Here is a 20,383-nt window from a genome sequence, read left to right on the forward strand (position 1 = left end):
GCTGGGCGCCTAGCTGCAGCTCGAAATCCATAGGGTATATGACAGAATTATAGGCAACTGACGGGCAGCAATGAGCAATAAAATTGGTTGGATAGATAACTTGCGTGCGCTGGCGTGCATGATGGTGGTGATGATCCACGCTACCACCTACTACGTCGCCAACGGTGTGGCTGTGGGTGAACATAACTGGGATATGGCTAACGTATTGAACTCGCTTTCACGGGCTTCGGTGCCGCTGTTCTTTATGATTTCCGGCTTTCTGTTTTTTGGTGAGCGCAGTGCCAACCAAAAACACTTTATCCGCATTACCTGCTGTATTTTGTTCTACAGCGCCATTGCCCTGATTTATATTGCCTGCTTTACTCGTATCGGCTTTTGGCCCTCGTTGCGTACCATCCTGCAAAAGCCGGTGTTTTATCACCTGTGGTTCTTTTATGCCATTGCGGTGGTCTACCTGCTTTCGCCGCTGATCAGCGTCAAACCGGTTTCTGGCCGCTATCTGGCCGGGGTGATTGTCATTCTGGCGATTATCGCCAACCCTAATACCAGCAAGCTGACCCTGGATAATGTCCAGCTACTACCGGTGAACCTGTACATCTTTGGCGATACCTTCTATTACCTGCTGTATGCCTTGGCAGGGCGAGCGATCGGCATGATGGCTACCCAGCGGCGTGGTCTCAGTCTGTTGGCGGTGCTGGGCTTTGTCGCTAGCGTGGTACTGATTATCCGTGGCACCAAAAGCCAGATGTTTATCAACGGCAGCTTTGCCGATACGTTTTATATGTACACCGGCCCCTTGGTATTTGTGGCGGCGGTCTCGCTGCTGGTGTGGTGCAAAAACTGCCTGCCGAATCCAATCGGCTGGCTAGGCGTGATCTCCCGCCACTCGCTGGCGATCTACGGTTTCCACGCCCTGATCGTTAACGTGATGCGTAATCGCCACTGGGAGTTTCCGGCCTACCCGCTGCTGGATATCTTCTGGGTGTTTGGCATGGCGCTTGGCGTGAGCCTGCTGTTGTCGATGGGGTTACAGAAAGTGGATACCCGGCGGCTGGTGTCTTAAGCCTGCCAGCGCTGCTGTGCCCGCCGCAGTTGGCGCCCAGAGGAAAAGCCTGCGGTTAGCGCGGCTTTTTCCAGGCCGTAGCCTTGTTGCAGGCGTTGCTGTGCGACCGCCAGCCGCAGCTGCTCATGATATTCCCGTACGCTGAGGCCGATATGCAGACGGAACAGCCGGGCCAGATGGCGGCTGCTGACGTGGGCTTTCTCCGCTACTTGAGGGACCGACCACTCGGCCTCCGGCTCGGCGGCCATCACATCCTGCGCCCGGTGCACGGCTGGATGCAGATGATTGCGATAGCGTAACCACGGGGAAAGCTGCGGATCGTCGCCGGAGCGGCGGAAATACACCACCATCTCACGGGCAATCTCCAGCGCGCGGTCAGCCCCACAGTGCTGATTGACCAGGTGCAGGGCCAAATCGATACCGGCGGTGATGCCAGCGCTGGTAAACACGCCGCGATCCTCAACAAAAATACGATTTTCCTTCACCAGCGCTGCCGGTGCCTGTTGGCGCAAGCGCTCGATCACGGCGTGGTGAGTGGTGCAATGATAGCCGTCGAGCAATCCTGCCTGGGCGGCCAACAGCGCACCGGAACAGACGCATACCAGATCTATCTGCCGCTGGGCCAAAGCCGGGCGCAATGCCTGGAGCCAATTGCGTGCCAGAGCTGCTTCCTCGGTAGCAAAGTAATGCGTTGAGTCCGCCACTCCCGGTATCACCAGAATATCCCCTTCGTTCCACCGCTGTGGCAAGGGGGCGAGCTGGCCGATGGTCATGCCGATGGAACAGGAAATTTGCGGCACCGGGCTGACATAGTGCAGCTGGAACTGCCCGGTTAGCCGCAATACCTCTGCCGGGCCGCTGACATCCAGTAACAGCACGTTGGGGAGCATCAGAAAGTAAACGGCCTTGGGCATGATTATTCCTGCGAAAGTTGCGCCAATGCTTCATCGACGCTGGCAATGGTGGCAAAGCGGTCGACCAGCACGGTTTCAGTATGCCGCTTTAACTGCTCGGGGGTAAAGAGGCTGCCGTCCGGGTGATGCATTGGGAAAGTGAGCGTGGCTTCGGTCACAAACGTCACTTTATAACCCAGATCCGAGGCGACGCGGGTGGTGGTTTCACAGCATTGCTCGGTGCGGATACCGCTGATGATCAGATGGTTGATCTGGCGTTCACGCAGCCAGGCATCCAGGCCAGATTCAGTCAGCGCATTGTGCACTCGCTTTTGCACCGTAACGTCAGCCTGATGGCTCAGAAACGGCAGGCGTTTCACATACCCAGACGCCAAAGAGAACGGCCCCTCAGGCGAGACATGGAACACGTCGACCAGCGGCACCCCTTGCTGCTGGCAACCTGTGATCAGGCGCGTCAGCGTCTGTTGAAACGCCGGCAGGTCGTCTTCCTGCCAGAACGGACGATGCTGAAAGGATTGTTGAACATCGATGATCAATAGTGCGCTACGTGACATTTTCGGCCCTCCTCAGTTTGGTGTAAGACCATACTGCGCTTGCGGTAGGCTAGAAAGAAGGTCAAAAACGGCCATCATTATGGCAATAGCGGACCAGCGTTGAGGGGAGGTAAACCCCTCATCGATTGAGAGGGGTTATATGTGGTTAGGGAGGGGATTACATCAGCGGCTGCAGGCCGCGGTAAAGTTCGCGGAAGGTGTGGCGCTGAGCGACATAATATTGATGCCGTTCGGCATCCGGTTCATGCACCTGCTCTAACGGTAATTCCGGCAGTAGGGTACTCAAGGGTACGCCAGGGTTCAGCGCAATCTGCGCCAGACGCGCGGCACCCAATGCCGGGCCAACGTCGCCGCCAGTGCGGTATTCCAGCCGCTGGCCGCTGATATCGGCCAGCATCTGACGCCAGAACGGGCTGCGTGCACCACCGCCAATCAAGGTGATAGCCGTGGGTTGCAGGCCGCTGGCATGCAGCACGTCCATGCCATCCGCCAGTGCAAAACCCACGCCTTCCAGCACTGCCCGTGCGAGATCGTTCGGCCCATGTTGATGAGTGAAACCCCAGAAGGCGCCTTTGGCATTCGGGTTGTTGTGTGGCGTACGCTCGCCGGAAAGATAGGGCAAGAACCACAGCGGCGTTTCAGCAGGAGCCGCCTGCTCAACGTTACGCAACAGGGCGGCGACGCTGTCGACATGGGTTAACTGGCAGGCCCAGTCCAGGCAGGACGCCGCGCTGAGCATCACCGACATCAGGTGCCAGGTCTGCGGCAGCGCATGGCAGAAGCTGTGCACCGCGCTGGTCGGGTTACTGAGGAAACCGTCGCTGACGGCGAAGTAGACGCCAGAGGTACCCAGTGACAGCATCGCCTGCCCGGCTTGATACAGGCCAACGCCGATCGCCCCGGCGGCATTGTCACCCCCGCCGGCCACCACCGGCACCGGTGCCATCCCCCAACGTTGTGCCAGTTCGCTATGCACTTGCCCGGTGATCTGGTTGCCTTCAAACAGCGCAGGCATCTGCTCACGCGTCAGCTCGCAGGCATCAAGCATGGCGTCGCTCCAGTCACGTTTGGCGACGTTTAGCCACATTGTCCCTGCGGCATCGGACATATCGCTGGCAAACTCGCCGGTGATGCACCAGCGCAGGTAATCCTTCGGCAATAACACCTTATCGATCTGCTGGAAAATCTGTGGCTCGTGCTCTTTGACCCACAATAGCTTGGGGGCGGTGAAACCGGGCATCATCAGGTTGCCGGTGATTTCCCGTGAATTGGGTACGGTTTGTTCTAGTGCCTGGCATTGCGCAAAGCTGCGGCCATCGTTCCACAGGATGGCCGGGCGTAATACCCGCTGCTGTTTATCCAGTAACGTTGCGCCATGCATCTGGCCGGTCAGGCCAATGGCTTTGACCTGTTGCAGGCTATGCTGCTTAGCCAATGCCAACATGGCGCGGTCGGTGGCCTGCCACCAATCTTGCGGGTCTTGTTCAGACCATAGGGGATGGGGGCGTGAGATGGGCAGTGGCTCACTCTGGCTGGCCAGCAGTTGGCCTTGCTCGCCTAGCAGGATGACTTTCACGCCGGAAGTACCGAGATCGATTCCAATATACATGAGCACGGATCCTTTGAAGCGCGGTGAGCGGACTCACCGCGCCGTAGAGAGTTAGCCGAACAGGTAGCGGTTGACCAGGTTCTCCAGCTTTTCCTGATGCCCGCTGACATGTTGTGGGGCCAGCACCTGTTGCTCGGCGCGCTGTGCCAGCGCTTCGAGCGACAGTTTCCCTTGCAGGATCTGTTGGCCCAGCTCACCGTTCCAACCGGCATAGCGTTTGGCAACCTGCTGATGTAGCTGACCATCTTCGATCATGCGGGCGGCCACTTTCAGCGCCAGCGCCATGGTGTCCATAGCGCCGATATGGCCGTAGAACAGATCATATTTGTCGGTACTTTGGCGGCGTACCTTGGAATCAAAGTTCAGCCCGCCGGTAGTGAAACCGCCGGCCTTGAGGATTTCGAACATCACCAGTGCATTTTCCTCCACGCTGTTCGGGAACTGATCGGTATCCCAACCTAGCTGTGGATCGCCCCGGTTGGCATCGACCGAGCCGAAAATCCCCAGCGCGATGGCGGTGGCGATCTCGTGGTGGAACGAATGCCCGGCCAGCGTGGCGTGGTTAGCCTCGATGTTCACCTTGATCTCTTTTTCCAGGCCGAACTGTTTAAGGAAACCGTACACGGTGGCGACGTCGTAATCGTACTGATGCTTGGTCGGCTCCTGGGGTTTGGGCTCGATCAGCAGCGTTCCCTGGAAGCCGATCTTATGTTTGTGCTCAACCACCATCTGCATAAAGCGGCCAATCTGTTCACGTTCCTGGCGCAGATCGGTATTGAGCAGGGTTTCATAGCCTTCGCGCCCGCCCCACAGCACATAGTTTTCACCACCCAGTTTGTGGGTAGCATTCATGGCCGTGAACACCTGAGTGGCTGCCCAGCTGAAGACTTCCGGATCCGGATTGGTCGCCGCCCCGGCACCGTAACGCGGATGGGTGAAGCAGTTGGCGGTGCCCCACAGCAGCTTCACGCCGCTGCTTTGCTGTTTCTCAGCCAGCACGTCGGTCATGATCGCAAAATTGTTCAGATACTCTTTTAACGTGGCCCCTTCCGGTGACACGTCGATATCGTGGAAGCAGTAGTAAGGCACGTTCAGCTTATGGAAAAACTCGAACGCCACATCGGCCTTGCGTTTAGCCAGCTCCAGCGCTTCGCCCGGCTGTTGCCAAGGGCGATCGAAGGCCCCAATGCCGAACATGTCTGCCCCGTTCCAGCAGAAAGTGTGCCAGTAGCAGGCGGCGAAGCGCAGATGGTCGGTCATACGTTTGCCGAGGATGATTTCATCGGGGTTGTAGTGGCGGAAAGCCAACGGGTTATTGCTGCTGGTGCCTTCGTAACGAACCTGTTCTAGCTGATCAAAATAGGATTGCATGAGTGACTCCTTGGTAACGGTGCCCGGCGTAAGGGATGCGGGATGCGCTCATCTTCGGAGTAAGCGGCGGAATGCTCAATTACGTTATTTCACACTTAAATTCACAGAATTATTAAATGTGCGCGGGATCTCATAATTCAACGAAGGGCCGGTTTTACTGGCCGCGGGTTATTTCTCAGGTTTAAAACATGACCGCCATCATAAAATCAACATTAAACCAAAAACCGTAATTCACTGGTGAAAATCTGTAATTGCTGAACACTGCATAAGCGACAACAATCCACTGGAAGTTTCGTGTTTTATCTTGTCACCTTTCAATTTTGCCGTTTGAAAGCGTACGGATAACTATTTCCCTACACAACTCAAGGGTTATAAAATGAAATTCAAACCACTCTTGCTTTCAGCTTGCGCACTGCTGCTACTGGCCAGCCAACCGGGCTACAGCCAACAGATTAAAATCGGTATGGCTATCGACGACCTGCGTCTGGAACGTTGGCAAAAAGACCGCGATATTTTTGTCAAGAAAGCCAACGCCCTGGGGGCCGATGTGTTTGTTCAGTCGGCCAACGGCAATGAAGAAACCCAAATGGCGCAGATCGAGAATATGATCAACCGCGGCGTCGATGTTCTGGTGATCATCCCTTATAACGGCCAGGTGCTGAGCAACGTGATCAGCGAGGCGAAGCGCGAAGGCATCAAGGTCCTGGCCTATGACCGCATGATCAACAATGCCGATATCGATTTCTACATCTCGTTTGATAATGAGAAAGTGGGTGAGATGCAGGCGGAAAGCCTGGTGCAGCGCGTACCGCAGGGCAACTACTTCCTGATGGGCGGCTCGCCGGTGGATAATAACGCCAAGCTGTTCCGCAAGGGGCAGATGACCGTGCTGCAACCGCTGATCGACAGCGGCAAGATCAAGGTGGTGGGCGATCAGTGGGCCGACGGCTGGCTGCCGGAAAACGCGCTGAAGATTATGGAAAACGCCCTGACGGCCAACAATAACCATATCGACGCGGTCGTGGCGTCCAACGATGCCACCGCCGGTGGAGCCATTCAGGCACTGGCTGCACAAGGCTTGGCGGGGAAGGTGGCGATCTCTGGTCAGGACGCCGATTTGGCGGCGGTAAAACGCATCGTGGCGGGCACCCAGACCATGACGGTCTATAAACCGATCAGCAAGCTGGCCGACGAAGCGGCGGATATCGCCGTGCAGCTGGGCAAAGGGGAACAACCCAAGTCCAACGCCAAATTAAATAATGGCAGTAAAGAAGTTTCGGCCTGGCTATTAACGCCGGTACAGGTGGATAAAACGAATATCGACAGTACGATTATTGCCGATGGTTTCCATAAGCAATCTGACCTTAATTAATGGCAATGCCATCTGGGGGGAGTGAATAATGCCCTGCCTGTTAGAAATGCGAAATATCACTAAACAATTCGGCGCAGTGAAAGCCGTGGATAATGTCAGCCTGCACTTGGAAGCGGGGCAGGTATTATCCTTGTGCGGTGAAAATGGCTCAGGAAAATCCACCTTGATGAAAGTGCTGTGCGGAATATATCCGCACGGCAGTTATCAGGGCGATATTTATTTTTCGGGCGAGATCGTTACGGCGAAAACCATTCGCGATACCGAGCAGAAAGGCATCGCCATCATTCACCAGGAATTGGCCCTGGTGAAGCAGATGACGGTGCTGGAGAACCTGTTTCTCGGCAACGAGTGGGGCCGCTATGGGGTGATGGATTACGACAACATGTACCTGCGCTGCCAGCGCATGCTGGCGCAGGTCAAGCTGGAGGTTGATCCCAATACCCGCGTGGGTGAACTGGGGTTGGGCCAACAGCAGTTGGTGGAGATTGCCAAGGCCTTGAACAAACAGGTGCGCCTGCTGGTACTCGATGAACCCACCGCCTCATTGACCGAAAGTGAAACCGCCACGTTGCTGGCGATCATTGCGGATCTGCGCGATCACGGGATCGCCTGTATCTATATTTCGCACAAGCTCAACGAGGTGAAAGCGATCTCGGACTTTATCTGCGTGATCCGCGATGGCAAGCACATTGGCACCCGATCTGCGGCGGAGATGAGCGAGGACGATATCATCGCCATGATGGTTGGCCGTGAGCTGACCGAGCTGTATCCGCAGGAACCCCATACCATCGGTGAGGTGGTCCTGCAGGTGGAAAACCTCACTGCCTGGCACCCGGTCAACCGGCATATCCGCCGGGCCGATAATGTGTCTTTTACCCTGCGGCGTGGGGAGATCCTCGGCGTGGCCGGGCTGGTTGGCTCCGGGCGTACCGAAACCATGCAGTGCCTGTTTGGCGCCTATGCGGGGCGCTGGCAGGGCAAGATCACCATCACAGGGCAGGCCGCCACCATCACCAACTGCCGCGAGGCAATGCGATATGGCATCGCCATGGTGCCAGAAGACCGCAAGCGCGATGGCATCGTGCCGGTGATGGGCGTGGGTGCCAACATGACGTTGGCGGCGCTGGGGGATTTCAGTGGCGCATTGACGGTGCTGGATGATGCGCAGGAGCAGGCAACCATCCAACAATCGCTGGCACGGCTACGGGTAAAAACGTCTTCTGCGGAGCTGGCTATTGCCCGTCTCAGCGGGGGTAACCAGCAGAAAGCCATCCTGGCGAAGTGCCTGTTGCTGAACCCGCAAATCCTCATTCTGGATGAGCCAACGCGCGGCATTGATATCGGTGCCAAACAAGAGATTTACAAGTTAATCAATCAATTGGCACAGCGGGGGCTCGCGGTGATTGTGGTGTCCTCCGAATTGCCGGAGGTGCTGGGGTTAAGCGATCGGGTATTGGTGATGCACCAGGGGCAGATCAAAGCCGATCTGGTGAACCGCGATCTGACCCAGGAACAGGTAATGGAAGCGGCCTTGAGGAGTGAAACACATGTTGAAAAGCACGCAATCTGAAGCCAGCCTGCCGCCAGTGGGGGCAAAAAAGCCGCCGTTCGGGCTGAAAACCATCAACCTGCAGGTGTTCGTTATGCTGGCGGCGATCGCCGTCATCATGCTGTTCTTTACCTTTACCACCGAAGGGGCCTATCTCAGCGCCCGTAATATCTCCAACCTGCTGCGCCAGACGGCGATCACCGGCATTCTGGCGGTGGGCATGGTGTTCGTGATTATTTCGGCGGAGATCGACCTTTCCGTTGGCTCAATGATGGGGCTGTTGGGGGGCGCGGCGGCGATATTTGACGTCTGGTTCGGCTGGCCGCTGCCGTTGACCATTGTGGTCACGCTGTTGGCGGGGCTGTTGCTGGGGGCCTGGAATGGCTGGTGGGTAGCCTATCGTAAAGTCCCTTCGTTTATCGTCACCCTGGCGGGAATGTTGGCGTTTCGCGGCATTCTGATCGGCATTACCAATGGCACCACCGTGTCACCCACCAGCAATGCCATGTCACAGATTGGCCAGAGCTACTTGCCCAACGGAGTGGGTTTTGGCATTGGCGCGGTCGGCCTGATGCTGTTTGTGGCCTGGCAGTGGCGGCGGCGCAGTAGACGTACGCAACTGGGCTTGCCGGTAGCGGCAGCGAGCGGCGATGTCACTCGGCAAAGCATCATGGCCATCCTGGTATTAGGGGCGATTTACCTGCTGAACGACTATCGCGGGGTACCAACGCCGGTGCTGATCCTGACCGCATTGATGCTTGCTGGGATCTTTATGGCATCACGTACCGCCTTTGGCCGCCGTATTTATGCCATCGGCGGTAATATCGATGCCGCGCGGCTTTCCGGGGTTAATGTTGAGCGTACCAAGCTGGCGGTATTTGCCATCAACGGCCTGATGGTGGCGATTGCCGGGCTGATCCTCAGTTCGCGCCTGGGGGCCGGCTCGCCTTCTGCCGGTAACATTGCCGAGCTGGATGCTATCGCCGCCTGCGTGATCGGTGGCACCAGCCTGGCCGGGGGGATCGGTAGCGTGGCGGGAGCGGTGATGGGGGCGTTTATCATGGCCTCATTGGATAACGGCATGAGCATGTTGGACGTGCCGACGTTCTGGCAATATATCGTCAAAGGCGCGATCCTGCTGCTGGCGGTGTGGATGGATTCCGCGACCAAACGCCGGGTGTAGACGTGGCTTCACACTTGTAGCTGTGGCCGTATTTATTGCTGGGGAGCCCCCATGTTTAAGAAGCGCTACCGTATTACGCTGCTGTTCAACGCCAATAAAGTGTATGACCGCCAGGTAGTGGAGGGCGTTGGCGAGTATTTACAGGCGTCGCAAAGCGATTGGGATATCTTTATCGAAGAGGATTTCCGTTGCCGCATCGATAATATCAAGGACTGGCTAGGGGACGGCGTGATCGCCGATTTCGACGACCGGAATATTGAGCAACTGTTGCGTAACGTCCAGGTACCGCTGGTTGGTGTCGGGGGCTCTTACCATCGGGAGGCGGATTACCCGCCGGTGCATTACATCGCTACCGACAACCATGCGCTGGTGGAAGCGGCGTTTATGCACCTGAAAGAAAAGGGGCTGAACCGCTTTGCATTCTATGGCCTGCCGGTGGAGGGGGGGAAGCGTTGGGCGCAGGAGCGTGAACAGGCCTTTCGCCAGTTGGTGGCTGCGGAACAGTATCAGGGGGTGGTGTATCAGGGGATGGAAACCGCGCCGGAGAACTGGCAATACGCCCAGAATCGCCTGGCGGACTGGGTGCAGACCTTGCCCCAGCAGACCGGGATCATAGCCGTTACTGATGCGCGGGCGCGCCACTTGTTACAAGTGTGCGAGCACCTGGATATTCCTGTGCCGGAAAAACTCTGTGTGATTGGCATCGATAACGAAGAGCTGACGCGCTATCTGTCGCGCGTGGCGTTGTCGTCGGTGGTGCAGGGGACACGCCAGATGGGCTATCGTGCCGCCAAGCTGTTACATCAGTTGCTTGATCAGCGCGAGCTGCCGCTACAGCGCATTCTGGTGCCGCCGGTGAAGGTGATTGAACGGCGGTCTACCGATTTCCGTTCACTGCGTGACCCGGCGGTGATCCAGGCCATGCACTATATCCGTTACCATGCCTGCAAGGGGATCAAGGTGGAGCAGGTACTGGATGCGGTGGGCATGTCCCGTTCCAATCTGGAAAAGCGCTTCAAGGATGAAACCGGCCAGACGATCCATAACGCCATCCACCAAGAGAAGCTCGATCGCGCCCGCAATTTACTCACCGCAACCTCGTTACCCATCAACGAAATTTCCCAGATGTGTGGCTACCCATCGTTGCAGTACTTCTATTCGGTGTTCAAGAAGGGCTATGACATGACGCCCAAAGAGTGCCGCGACCGTTTTGGGGAGGCTGGCTATTGAACGTCCCGCTGGCTCAAAACGTAGGGGCGCTGCATGCTGCGCCCACCTGGTATTGGGGAGGGGCTGACAAGGTGTCACGCGGCACATAATATTTCTGTCATTACGGCTCCCTATAGTGGCGTTGCTTTTTACCTTTGGGCAAAACCATAACCAGGGAATTCATTATATGCATAAATTACCCTCCCGCCTGGCACTGCTGGCCAGTTGCCTGGCATTCAGCACCACGCTATGGGCGCAGGCTCAGGAAGTCCCCGCCGTGCTGGCCGGGCACGCCGTATTACCGGTGAGGTCCAGCGTCACGGCCCCCCAGGATGCACCAACCGATCTGCAACAGAGCGGTAAATACACCAGCGGCAAACGCATCACCGAACTGGGCAGCGTAGTGGGGAAATCTGCCGATCGGCTGACCGGCATCGGGCTACCCATCAATGGTCAGCCATTGCAGGGGCACTCCGGCATCAAACACATGCCGGATGGCACCTACTGGGTGCTGACCGATAACGGCTTTGGCAGCAAAGCCAACTCGCCGGACGCCATGCTGTATCTCAACCATTACCGTATCGATTTCAAGGAAGGTACGGTAACGCCGCTAAAAACGCTGTTCCTGCACGATCCCGATAAAAAAGTCCCGTTCCATATCGTCAATGAAAGCACCGACAAACGTTACCTGACCGGCAGCGATTTCGACCCGGAAAGCTTCCAGTTTGCCGACGATGCCCTATGGATCGGCGATGAATTTGGCCCTTACCTGATTAAAGCGGATCTGAACGGCAAGGTGCTGGCGGTGTTTGACACCCAGGTTGACGGCAAGGTAGTGAAATCGCCGGATAACCCGACGCTGACGCTGCCAGGTGCGCCGGACGGCAAGCAGAACTTCCAGGTCGCGCGCTCCAAGGGCTTTGAAGGAATGGCGGTATCACCGGATGGCAGCAAGTTGTATCCCCTGCTGGAAGGGGCTTTGTGGGACGGCGAACAGTTTGAGAACGTGGCGGGCAAACGCTACCTGCGGGTGCTGGAGTTTGACGTCAAACAGCAAGCATGGACTGGCCGCAGCTGGCAGTACGTGTTGGAAGACAATCAGAACGCCATCGGTGATTTCAATATGATCGACGCCACCCACGGGCTGGTGATCGAACGTGATAATGGTGAAGGTACTGCCGATAAAGCCTGTGCGGCAGGCGCGCCAACGGATAACTGCTTCAGCCAGATCGCCAAATTCAAACGGGTCTACAAAATAGCGTTTTCCGACGCCAACGTCGGCAAACCGGTAGAAAAATTGGCGTATATCGATTTGCTGAACATTCAGTACCCACAGAAGCTGGCGCGTAAACCGCTGAATAACGGCGTGCTGACCTTCCCGTTCTTCACTATCGAGAATGTCGATGTGGTGGATGGCAGCCATATCATCGTGGGGAACGACAATAACTTCCCGTTCTCTTCCAGCCGTGAACCCAACGTGGCGGATGATAACGAATTTATTTTGCTGGATGTGAAAGCCCTGCTACAGCCGTAAAATTCTCCTTTATCGTTAAGCCTTCTCCTTGGTGGGGAGGCTTTTTATGACGGTGAAAAATCAAATACAGCGAATCACTCCTTTTCGGAGAGATATAAGACCCTGCCATTATTAGTTGTTCATTTTAATTAAACGAGTTAATTTCAATTTTGCGTAATATCCTGGCGGTGAGACTACACGGCAATTCTTCATACCGCCGTTATTTGTCAAACCTTGCTATATCATCAGGTCATAGTCCCACCATAAAATAGTCTCTTTGCGACTATTCAGACTACTGGCAAGGTCCGACAGTAAGGCTAGAACATTGTTCTAATAAGATTAGTGGCGGATCTGTGCCAGCTCGTCTTCAGTCAGACCGGTCATTTTCATGACGGTGTTGCGATCGAGACCGTTCTGCAGCATGGTACGGGCAATTTTCAGCGTAGCATCGCGCTCGCCTTCTGAATGCCCTTCCTGCCGACCAAGCTGAATGCCCTTCTCGATACCCTTCTCAATACCCTTCTGTTCAAGCTGTTGTGCGATGGTCATCAGTGTGTCCCCATGTTGCGGCACTCGCTGTGCCAGTTGGCGTACAAAGGCTTCGGCGTCTGACGTTTCGCCCGCCTGTACAATGTAGTGTACCAGCGATACTACCTGTGATGAAGAGAGATATCCGGCCAGTAGGATGGGAGCGAGCCTATCCACCAGTTCCGCCAGATCCCGATGATGAATGTGCTTCTGCAGTAGTGTCAGAGCCGCCATGCTGCGATGGCCTGCGATTTCGTCATCAGGGATGACGGTGACATCGACAAGCGGAAAAGCAGTGCTGTAAAGTTTACCGGCCAGCTCTGGGTTAGCAAACTCATCCAGCCACCGGGTGGAATAGGGGTATGGGCTGCGCTTACCGGTATAGAATAGCATCGGTATTACCAGAGGCAGCTTTTTGTGGCCTGCCTCCAGATGGCGCTGCATGGCCGCTACAGCGTACCTGATGAGCCTGAAAGCCATGTGCCGATCCGGGGTGGACTGGTGTTCGATGAGCACGTGGACATAACCGTCATCCCCAGCGGTGGTTTTCAGGCTGTAGAGCACGTCGCTGAAGTACTGGCGGAGGTTATCTTCCACAAAGGAGCCTGACTCCAGTTTCAGGGTGTTAAGGTCGCAGATGGCACGCAGCTCTGCCGGGAGGTGTAGTTCCATGAAATCACGGGCAACCTCTGGCTGGGTCAGGAACTGTCTGAATGTGGCATCGTGGGGCGTTGGCGTGTTGTTTTTCTTTTTCATCATAATCATTTCACTCCGATACTGATTTTAAGCTGACGTTATTATTTTTCGAATGTCTCTCCATTGATTTATCTGAGGCAAGCTCCGGCGAATCTGTATTCAGGACATTTATTAATTCACCGAGGTTTTTATTAAGATATGAAATTAATTCAGATTTTGTTTGTGGCATACCCATAAAGAATTCCCTCTCTTTTTTATCATAGATCCCGTGAAGGCATTGCATGGTGTAATTATGGACTACCGACTATTACAGGGGAAGAGGTATTGGCGACGTCAAGGTTACTTCAACTGACTTAGACCCTACGGTCGAATATATTTGCCCCGAAAAATTCATAAGAATAGCCATGTTATCATCAATATGAATAATCTTCGCCAAAGATGCAGCTTATTCCCGCACTTCTATTGTGTGGTTAACAAAAATGATGGGCCGGTTAGGGGGGGTTACTGGCGTGCTAATGACCGTGGTATTACTGACCACGGCTTCACCTAATCGGGTAAAACAGTTACAGGTCATTGTTATGCGTTGGTTGCTGCTAAACGTAGCAAAAGCGGGATCAAAACGTTGTACCTGGATAGCGAGGAGTAGCCGTAAAAAACAGAAAGCGCGGTAACAATTTTCGCTTTCGGCATCGGGGCCGGAAAACGCAAACTGTGCCGCGCCTAGTTAGCAGCAGTAGCGATTAATGCACTGCCTGTGGGGCTTGCCAGTTTTCGTGATAGATATGTACGGCTTGCTCTTGCGTGGTAATGCGATCGCCGGTCAGGCGGTAGGCCACGGTGAAGGCAAAATCAAACGCGGCCCCCAACCCTTGGCCACTGATCAGATTGCCATCTTCCACAACCCTTTCAGCCACGTAGGTACCATCTTCGATCTCCTGATGCAGATCGCCAGAACAGACATAACGGCGGCCTTGCAGCAGTTTGTTGGCAGCCAGTACGCGAGCGGCGGCAGAACACAGCGGGCAGATCAGCTTGGCAGCACGATCGTGGCGGCGGATAAACTCCACGACCAGCTCGTTTTCCGCCATTGCGGCAGTAGCCTGCGGCCCGCCGGGGATCACCACGGCATCGTACAGTTGGTCCATGCGGCGTTCCAACAGAGCATCGGCAAACATACGTATCTGGTGATAGCTGCGCAGCTCCAGCCTATCCTGGCAGGACAGCAGCTCTACCTCTATCTCCATACGACGTAACACGTCGATCACGATAACCGCCTCGGCCTCTTCAAATCCTTCGCTCAGCAGGACGGCAACTTTCTTGGTCATAGCATCTCCAGCAATGTACGGGTTAATAACCCGGGCTCGGCTAGGGTAGCAGATAAAAGGCGGGAGTTTTGTGCGGTAGGCCAAGTGTACGAAGGGGATCGCGGAAACATGAATTCCCTCTTAGCAGCTAGGGGGATTCGCGCTATAATCTGCGACTTGCTTCCTGTTTCCAGAGGAAGATCCTCGTCCCCGGTGGGGCGGCTGGACTTCAAATCCAGTTGGGGCCGCCAGCGGTCCTGGGCAGGTTCGACTCCTGTGATCTTCCGCCATTCGACCTCTACTGAACTCTCCCAATGTCAACTAAACCCCCTTTAAACCCTTGTGTATCAAGCCTTCCTTGTATTCCGAAGTCAACAGGAGTCTACTGGTATCAATATGCCCCTGGGGGCACTATTGGGCAAACCGACCACTGTGGGTAAAATCACATGCCACCAAAACATCTAAAAACCATTAATAATCAAACAATAGCGTCACTTGATACCCGTAGCAAACCCTATAAGTTTTCTATCGGTAGGGGGCTCTATCTGCTGGTAGTGCCTACAGGCTCAAAATACTGGCGTCTGAAGTACCGCATAGACGGGAAGGAGAAGAGCCTAGCATTCGGGACATACCCTGCTGTCACGATTAGCGAAGCCATCATGTTAAGGGAAGAAGCCAGAGCGAAGATCAAAGATGGTTACGATCCCGCGATTGATAAAACTCTGGAGAGGGAACAACGCCGCCAGGAACGTACCAAGCAAGCTTTCCAACTTTCGCTCACCGAACCCGGTGGGCTGATTATCAAAACCACTAAGCAAACCCTATCGCTTACGCCAGAGCAAACTCAGGCCGTCAAAGCATTCTTGCTTTCAGGAGGAAACAACGATGCCATTAACTGATGCAAAAGTTCGGGCATTAAAGCCCAGAGATAAGCCGTACCGCTTAGGTGATGCCGGAGGGCTATACGTTGAAGTGGCTACGAATGGATCGCGTTACTGGCGTATGAAGTACCGAGTTGCTGGTAAAGAGAAGCGTCTCGCCTTTGGCGTTTACCCCGATGTTTCCCTGGCAGGTGCTCGTGAAAAGCGCGATGCAGCCAAAAAGATCCTGGCGGCGGGCGGCGACCCCAGTGAAACCAAAAAGGCCGAGAAGCTTGCTCAGAAGCTGAATGCGGAAAATACCTTTGAGGCTATCGCCCGCGAGTGGCATCAGACTAAAGCTGACCGCTGGTCACTGCGTTACCGTGATGAGATCATTGATACCTTCGAGAAAGACATCTTCCCTTATATCGGCAAGCGGCCTATTGCCGATCTCAAGCCGATGGAGTTGCTGGAAGCGTTGCGTAAAATGGAGAAGCGTGGGGCACTGGAGAAAATGCGTAAGGTTCGCCAACGTTGCGGAGAGGTCTTTCGCTTTGCCATTATCACCGGCAGAGCTAATTACAACCCTGCACCCGACCTCGCTAGCGCTTTGGCAACGCCGAAGAAAGAGCACTTCCCCTTCCTGACGGCTCAGGAACTGCCATATTTCCTCAAAGACTTATCTGGATACACTGGTAGTGTCATCACTAAAACGGCAACCAAGATCATCATGCTGACGGGGGTAAGAACCCAGGAGCTGAGGTTTGCACGCTGGCAGGACATCGACTTCGAAAAGGGCGTATGGAGTATCCCGCCTGAAGTGATGAAAATGAAGCGACCGCATGTCGTTCCATTATCAACGCAGGTTATCGAACTGTTCAGCTCTCTCAAATCGATTACTGGTGGCTATCCCTTGGTGTTCATTGGCCGAAACGATCAACGTAAGCCAATCAGCAAGGAAAGCATCAATCAGGTTATCGAGCTGCTGGGTTACAAAGGGCGACTGACCGGCCATGGCTTCCGCCACACCATGAGCACTATCCTGCATGAGCAAGGCTATAACTCGGCCTGGATTGAGACACAGCTCGCGCATGTGGATAAGAACAGCATCCGCGGCACCTACAACCATGCGAAGTATCTGGATGGACGGCGTGAGATGCTGCAGTGGTATGCGGACTATATGGATAGCTTGGAGCGGGACGGGAATGTGGTGCATGGGGAGTTTGGGTGTCGTGCTTAGGTTGAGGTGGTTTTTCTGAAAGAGATCGGCGGTGACAGCAGTGATGTTGGTGCTGGCAGTTTCAGTTTTTTGCTTATTTATGTAGGGTTAAATAATGGTTTAGGCTGTGCCCCTCAATTGAATATTTGTTTTAAAAATAGCCGGATACAGCCCAGTTGAACCATCGTTGAGCAGCTTGACTGTCTATACGCTAAGTACAGCGGCTGAATCTGGACATTTTACACTTTCATTCTATCGCGGAGCCTTTATGGCAGTCCCTGATACTGAAGAGTGCTTGTAGCTATTCAATGGTTTCGAGGGTTACAGTGCAGGGGGGAGTCGTGAAGCTGGCGATACCACGGTCTATAGTTACCCTATAATGCGGGTCAAATCCGGTGCTATGAGTGCGCACTACTACCGGCTGATTTATATACACCTTAGCACCCTGAGATTAATAGCGCCTTACATAAATTTAACTATAAATCAGTTGGTTGTGAATATTTCATTAGCTCTGTTCTCTCTCAGCCAGATATGTTTAAGTTCAGCATTAACGCCTCTATAGTGCCACTTCACCTCTCATACGCCCTACCACCCGACGAGCTATTAAGCTGTTGGCAAAGCGCTTGTGTTAACCCAGCATCGTTTTTGCGCCTTGAGATGCCGTTTCAACTGATTGCACCTACAGATGGTCAATTTTATACGGATATAACTGCTGAATGCGGGTACCAATGTTGTTAGGATGATGTGAGTTTTTATACCAGAAAATCATTTTAATTCAACAACGTAATGTGTAGCTACTTCATAGGTTATAGCGAATACAGTTCAGAAAAATTCTCACCAAAGAAATAGTAATTTCCATACTTGCCTACATGTGCAATACTGTTAATTAATACAGTATTAGTTGATAAAGTGGTTGATATAGGCGAGATAAACATTAACATCCTTCGCTGTTATCGCCAACTCTGAAAAGGTTAAAAAATGTCTGTGTCTAACTATCTACCTTTAGATTTAAAAGTTGATCCCAAAGATGTTACCCACGTTGGTGGTAAAGGGGAGTTTCTTCATGATTGGTATGCATATCTTGAAGGCTATTCCTCTGAATTTGTTCGTTCAATTATAGAAACATATATACCTAATGCTACAAGTATACTAGAACCGTTTGCAGGTGTTGGAACAACGCCTTTGACACTCGGATTTCAAAATGTCCAAACATTCTATTGTGAAATAAATCCAGCAATGCGCAAGGTTATTAATGCAAAGTTAACTATTGCAGCTTTGCCAAAAGATAAAAAACTAAATCTTTACAATGAAATAAGGCAGCTATCGAAAGACTTACCAAGTATATATGAAAGTCTTTGTGAAAAAAAAGAATTGAGAGAATACTACACTGTAGCGTTTCAGGATAGTGTATATTTTGATGATGACATGTTTTCTAAGCTTCTAAAAATTAGAACTTTGAATGACGAATTATTAGCTAAAAGGCCAATATTAGGATTGGCACTTGAAGTAGCTGTTATTTCAAAAATCATCATTTGCTCTCGCTTAAAGCGAGCTGGTGATGTTCGTTTCAAAACCCCTAAAGAACTTGCGAAAGGTCTGCCTGAATTTGTTAAATCAATTCAAGAGCAATTAATGCTTTTAGCCGAGGATTGCTTACGTTGCCCTACCTCTTTAGTTGAGGCAAAGTTAGTCGGGCATAACGCAAAACAACTACATGAATTACAGCCACTTGGCGTAGATGGCGTAATTACAAGTCCACCGTACTTGAATGGGACAAACTACTTTCGGAATACTAAGTTAGAATTGTGGTACATGGGGTTTATTACCACTGCTAATTGTTTGCGCGGCTTCCGAGATCAGGTAGTGACTTCGGGCATTAATGATGTAACAAAAAATAAAGGTAATATTGTTCACCCTGCTGCACAGGCTGTTGTTTCTGAGCTTGCAGCCAATGCATATGATGGACGCATTTCTAAAATGGCTGCAGGCTATTTTGAAGAGATGGGGCTTGTATTTAAGGGGCTTTATAAGCATATGAAAGTAGGTGGTATTGCTGCTATTGATATTGGCGATTCACTTTATGGTGGTGTACACGTACCTACCCATGACATTCTCAGTGAAATAGCAAAGGATTTTGGTTTTGGAACTCTTGATATTGTAAGGTTAAGAGGGCGAAAGTCTAAATCAGGGGCTCCTTTATCTCAGTCATTAATCATTTTAGAAAAGGCTAATGTGGGGAAAATATCCGTTGCTGGTATAGATGTGCAAAGTTGTGATATTTCTCATAAGTGGGATATGTTTAAAGAGTCTTTGCCGCATCTTCAACATCCTTATTCGAAGCGTAATTGGGGTAATACCCTGCATTCAGTTTGCTCATATCAGGGGAAGATGAAGCCTGCTTTGGCATTTAAGCTTATCGAAGCATTTTCTAAAGTAGGCGATAAAATTCTCGATCCTTTTAGTGGTTCAGGCACAATTCCTTTTGAAGCAGCATTAAATGGGCGTAAGTCATTTGGTATGGATATCGGTTTGTTGGCAACAAGCCTTAGTAATGCCAAAATAATGAGCCCAAGTAGGGATAAAGTTAATAAAATAATGGGTTCTTTAGAGGATTATATAGCTAGCTCTATGCCTAGTAATGAATCTATTAAAGACTCAAACGAAGTTAGATTTAATAAAACTATCCCAGAGTATTTTCATGAGAATACATTAAAGGAAATAATTTGTGCCCGAGATTTCTTTATCAAACATCATGATGCTCAATCAGCTGATTGGGCTTTGATTATGTCATGTATGTTGCATATTTTGCATGGTAATAGACCTTATGCTTTGAGTCGTACAAGTCACCCTATTACACCTTATGCTCCAACCGGTGATTATGTATACAAAAATTTGATTGAAAAACTGTGGACTAAAGTAAATAAGTCTTTGAACACAGAGGTTGGTGAGAACTTCGTTGCGGGGCATTGCTATCAAGCTGACATACTTGCTGAATGGCCAGAAGAAATACAGGATTTAGATGCGATCATTACGTCACCTCCATTCTTTGACAGTACAAAGTTTTATATGACTAACTGGATGAGATACTGGTTTTGTGGTTGGACTAAGAAAGATTTTGAGACTCAACCAAAGAGCTTTATTGAAGTGATTCAGAAAAAATCTTTTGATGCCTATAGTTTTATCTTTAGTCAGTGTCACGAAAGACTAAAACATGGTGGCTATGCTGTGTTCCATTTAGGACATTCAGACAAGTGTAATATGGCAGAGTCGTTAAAGCCATTTGCCGAAAAATATTTCACAGTGGTTGATATCTTTACTGAGTCTGTAGAACATTGTGAAAAACACGGCATTTCCGATAAAGGAAGTGTCACTGGTCACCAATACTTAGTATTGCGAAAATAAGTGGATGAATATTTTTAAACGAAGGGAAATGATTTTT

General features: G+C 52.3%; 15 protein-coding genes and 1 tRNA gene. 10 read left to right on the plus strand and 6 right to left on the minus strand.

What is annotated here, in order from left to right:
- Positions 1-70: 70 nt before the first annotated feature.
- Positions 71-1,063, plus strand: coding sequence for an acyltransferase (locus AC6HVW_RS18930; RefSeq protein WP_071682706.1), 993 nt, complete (start codon positions 71-73; stop codon positions 1,061-1,063).
- Here AC6HVW_RS18930 and AC6HVW_RS18935 read toward each other — a convergent pair.
- The 4 genes from AC6HVW_RS18935 to xylA all read right to left on the minus strand — a co-directional run bounded on the left by AC6HVW_RS18935 (position 1,060) and on the right by xylA (position 5,511).
- The gene (locus AC6HVW_RS18935; protein WP_071682707.1) at positions 1,060-1,977 is read right to left on the minus strand and encodes a GlxA family transcriptional regulator; all 918 of its coding nucleotides are present in this window, start codon (positions 1,975-1,977) and stop codon (positions 1,060-1,062) included. The genes AC6HVW_RS18930 and AC6HVW_RS18935 overlap by 4 nt on opposite strands.
- Positions 1,978-1,979: 2 nt before the next feature.
- Complete coding sequence (locus AC6HVW_RS18940) at positions 1,980-2,531, minus strand: isochorismatase family protein (protein WP_071682708.1); 552 nt, start codon at positions 2,529-2,531, stop codon at positions 1,980-1,982.
- A gap of 157 nt (positions 2,532-2,688) precedes the next feature.
- A complete protein-coding gene (gene xylB, locus AC6HVW_RS18945) occupies positions 2,689-4,140 on the minus strand; it encodes a xylulokinase (RefSeq protein WP_497569598.1) in 1,452 nt (483 codons plus the stop codon).
- A 51-nt stretch (positions 4,141-4,191) separates the two neighbouring features.
- Positions 4,192-5,511, minus strand: coding sequence for a xylose isomerase (gene xylA / locus AC6HVW_RS18950; RefSeq protein ID WP_497569599.1), 1,320 nt, complete (start codon positions 5,509-5,511; stop codon positions 4,192-4,194).
- A 376-nt stretch (positions 5,512-5,887) separates the two neighbouring features.
- Here xylA and xylF point away from each other — a divergent pair, with 376 nt between their 5' ends.
- The 5 genes from xylF to AC6HVW_RS18975 all read left to right on the plus strand — a co-directional run bounded on the left by xylF (position 5,888) and on the right by AC6HVW_RS18975 (position 12,358).
- On the plus strand, positions 5,888-6,883 hold the full coding sequence (gene xylF, locus AC6HVW_RS18955; protein ID WP_071682711.1) for a D-xylose ABC transporter substrate-binding protein: 996 nt from the start codon (positions 5,888-5,890) through the stop codon (positions 6,881-6,883).
- Between the two features lie 28 nt (positions 6,884-6,911).
- On the plus strand, positions 6,912-8,453 hold the full coding sequence (locus AC6HVW_RS18960; RefSeq protein WP_071682712.1) for a xylose ABC transporter ATP-binding protein: 1,542 nt from the start codon (positions 6,912-6,914) through the stop codon (positions 8,451-8,453).
- On the plus strand, positions 8,431-9,615 hold the full coding sequence (xylH, locus tag AC6HVW_RS18965) for a xylose ABC transporter permease XylH (RefSeq protein WP_071682713.1): 1,185 nt from the start codon (positions 8,431-8,433) through the stop codon (positions 9,613-9,615). The genes AC6HVW_RS18960 and xylH overlap by 23 nt, the downstream gene beginning before the upstream one ends.
- A gap of 51 nt (positions 9,616-9,666) precedes the next feature.
- The gene (gene xylR / locus AC6HVW_RS18970) at positions 9,667-10,845 is read left to right on the plus strand and encodes a D-xylose utilization transcriptional activator XylR (RefSeq protein ID WP_059199223.1); all 1,179 of its coding nucleotides are present in this window, start codon (positions 9,667-9,669) and stop codon (positions 10,843-10,845) included.
- A gap of 166 nt (positions 10,846-11,011) precedes the next feature.
- Complete coding sequence (locus AC6HVW_RS18975; RefSeq protein ID WP_186486343.1) at positions 11,012-12,358, plus strand: esterase-like activity of phytase family protein; 1,347 nt, start codon at positions 11,012-11,014, stop codon at positions 12,356-12,358.
- 318 nt (positions 12,359-12,676) lie between these two features.
- Here AC6HVW_RS18975 and AC6HVW_RS18980 read toward each other — a convergent pair whose 3' ends face one another.
- Both AC6HVW_RS18980 and AC6HVW_RS18985 read right to left on the minus strand, forming a co-directional pair.
- Complete coding sequence (locus AC6HVW_RS18980) at positions 12,677-13,621, minus strand: Rpn family recombination-promoting nuclease/putative transposase (RefSeq protein WP_186486408.1); 945 nt, start codon at positions 13,619-13,621, stop codon at positions 12,677-12,679.
- Positions 13,622-14,301: 680 nt separating this feature from the next.
- Positions 14,302-14,886 (minus strand): DJ-1/PfpI family protein, encoded by a 585-nt coding sequence (locus tag AC6HVW_RS18985; RefSeq protein WP_179252613.1) that lies wholly within the window; start codon positions 14,884-14,886, stop codon positions 14,302-14,304.
- Positions 14,887-15,060: 174 nt separating this feature from the next.
- On the opposite strand from AC6HVW_RS18985, the gene AC6HVW_RS18990 reads away from it, so the two are divergent.
- The 4 genes from AC6HVW_RS18990 (at position 15,061) to AC6HVW_RS19005 (ending at position 20,346) form a co-directional block, all read left to right on the plus strand.
- Positions 15,061-15,155 (plus strand) — tRNA-Sec (locus AC6HVW_RS18990).
- A 156-nt stretch (positions 15,156-15,311) separates the two neighbouring features.
- Positions 15,312-15,764 carry an Arm DNA-binding domain-containing protein gene (locus tag AC6HVW_RS18995; RefSeq protein WP_497569600.1) on the plus strand — a complete coding sequence of 151 codons (453 nt, stop codon included), beginning with the start codon at positions 15,312-15,314 and terminating at the stop codon, positions 15,762-15,764.
- Positions 15,751-16,965: a tyrosine-type recombinase/integrase gene (locus AC6HVW_RS19000; protein WP_497569601.1), complete on the plus strand. Its 1,215-nt coding sequence runs from the start codon at positions 15,751-15,753 to the stop codon at positions 16,963-16,965. Before AC6HVW_RS18995 ends, AC6HVW_RS19000 begins: the two co-directional genes overlap by 14 nt.
- A 957-nt stretch (positions 16,966-17,922) precedes the next feature.
- Positions 17,923-20,346 carry a DNA methyltransferase gene (locus tag AC6HVW_RS19005; protein WP_497569602.1) on the plus strand — a complete coding sequence of 808 codons (2,424 nt, stop codon included), beginning with the start codon at positions 17,923-17,925 and terminating at the stop codon, positions 20,344-20,346.
- The last annotated feature ends 37 nt before the right edge of the window (positions 20,347-20,383 follow it).

The sequence above is a fragment of the Serratia sp. NCCP-200 genome (genome assembly GCF_059697885.1).

Bases quoted from the DNA above. Each gene is read 5' to 3' on its own strand.
- AC6HVW_RS18930 (WP_071682706.1), top strand. From the start codon at position 71: ATGAGCAATAAAATTGGTTGGATAGATAACTTGCGTGCGCTGGCGTGC.
- AC6HVW_RS18935 (WP_071682707.1), bottom strand. From the start codon at position 1,977: ATGCCCAAGGCCGTTTACTTTCTGATGCTCCCCAACGTGCTGTTACTG.
- AC6HVW_RS18940 (WP_071682708.1), bottom strand. From the start codon at position 2,531: ATGTCACGTAGCGCACTATTGATCATCGATGTTCAACAATCCTTTCAG.
- xylB (WP_497569598.1), bottom strand. From the start codon at position 4,140: ATGTATATTGGAATCGATCTCGGTACTTCCGGCGTGAAAGTCATCCTG.
- xylA (WP_497569599.1), bottom strand. From the start codon at position 5,511: ATGCAATCCTATTTTGATCAGCTAGAACAGGTTCGTTACGAAGGCACC.
- xylF (WP_071682711.1), top strand. From the start codon at position 5,888: ATGAAATTCAAACCACTCTTGCTTTCAGCTTGCGCACTGCTGCTACTG.
- AC6HVW_RS18960 (WP_071682712.1), top strand. From the start codon at position 6,912: ATGCCCTGCCTGTTAGAAATGCGAAATATCACTAAACAATTCGGCGCA.
- xylH (WP_071682713.1), top strand. From the start codon at position 8,431: ATGTTGAAAAGCACGCAATCTGAAGCCAGCCTGCCGCCAGTGGGGGCA.
- xylR (WP_059199223.1), top strand. From the start codon at position 9,667: ATGTTTAAGAAGCGCTACCGTATTACGCTGCTGTTCAACGCCAATAAA.
- AC6HVW_RS18975 (WP_186486343.1), top strand. From the start codon at position 11,012: ATGCATAAATTACCCTCCCGCCTGGCACTGCTGGCCAGTTGCCTGGCA.
- AC6HVW_RS18980 (WP_186486408.1), bottom strand. From the start codon at position 13,621: ATGAAAAAGAAAAACAACACGCCAACGCCCCACGATGCCACATTCAGA.
- AC6HVW_RS18985 (WP_179252613.1), bottom strand. From the start codon at position 14,886: ATGACCAAGAAAGTTGCCGTCCTGCTGAGCGAAGGATTTGAAGAGGCC.
- AC6HVW_RS18995 (WP_497569600.1), top strand. From the start codon at position 15,312: ATGCCACCAAAACATCTAAAAACCATTAATAATCAAACAATAGCGTCA.
- AC6HVW_RS19000 (WP_497569601.1), top strand. From the start codon at position 15,751: ATGCCATTAACTGATGCAAAAGTTCGGGCATTAAAGCCCAGAGATAAG.
- AC6HVW_RS19005 (WP_497569602.1), top strand. From the start codon at position 17,923: ATGTCTGTGTCTAACTATCTACCTTTAGATTTAAAAGTTGATCCCAAA.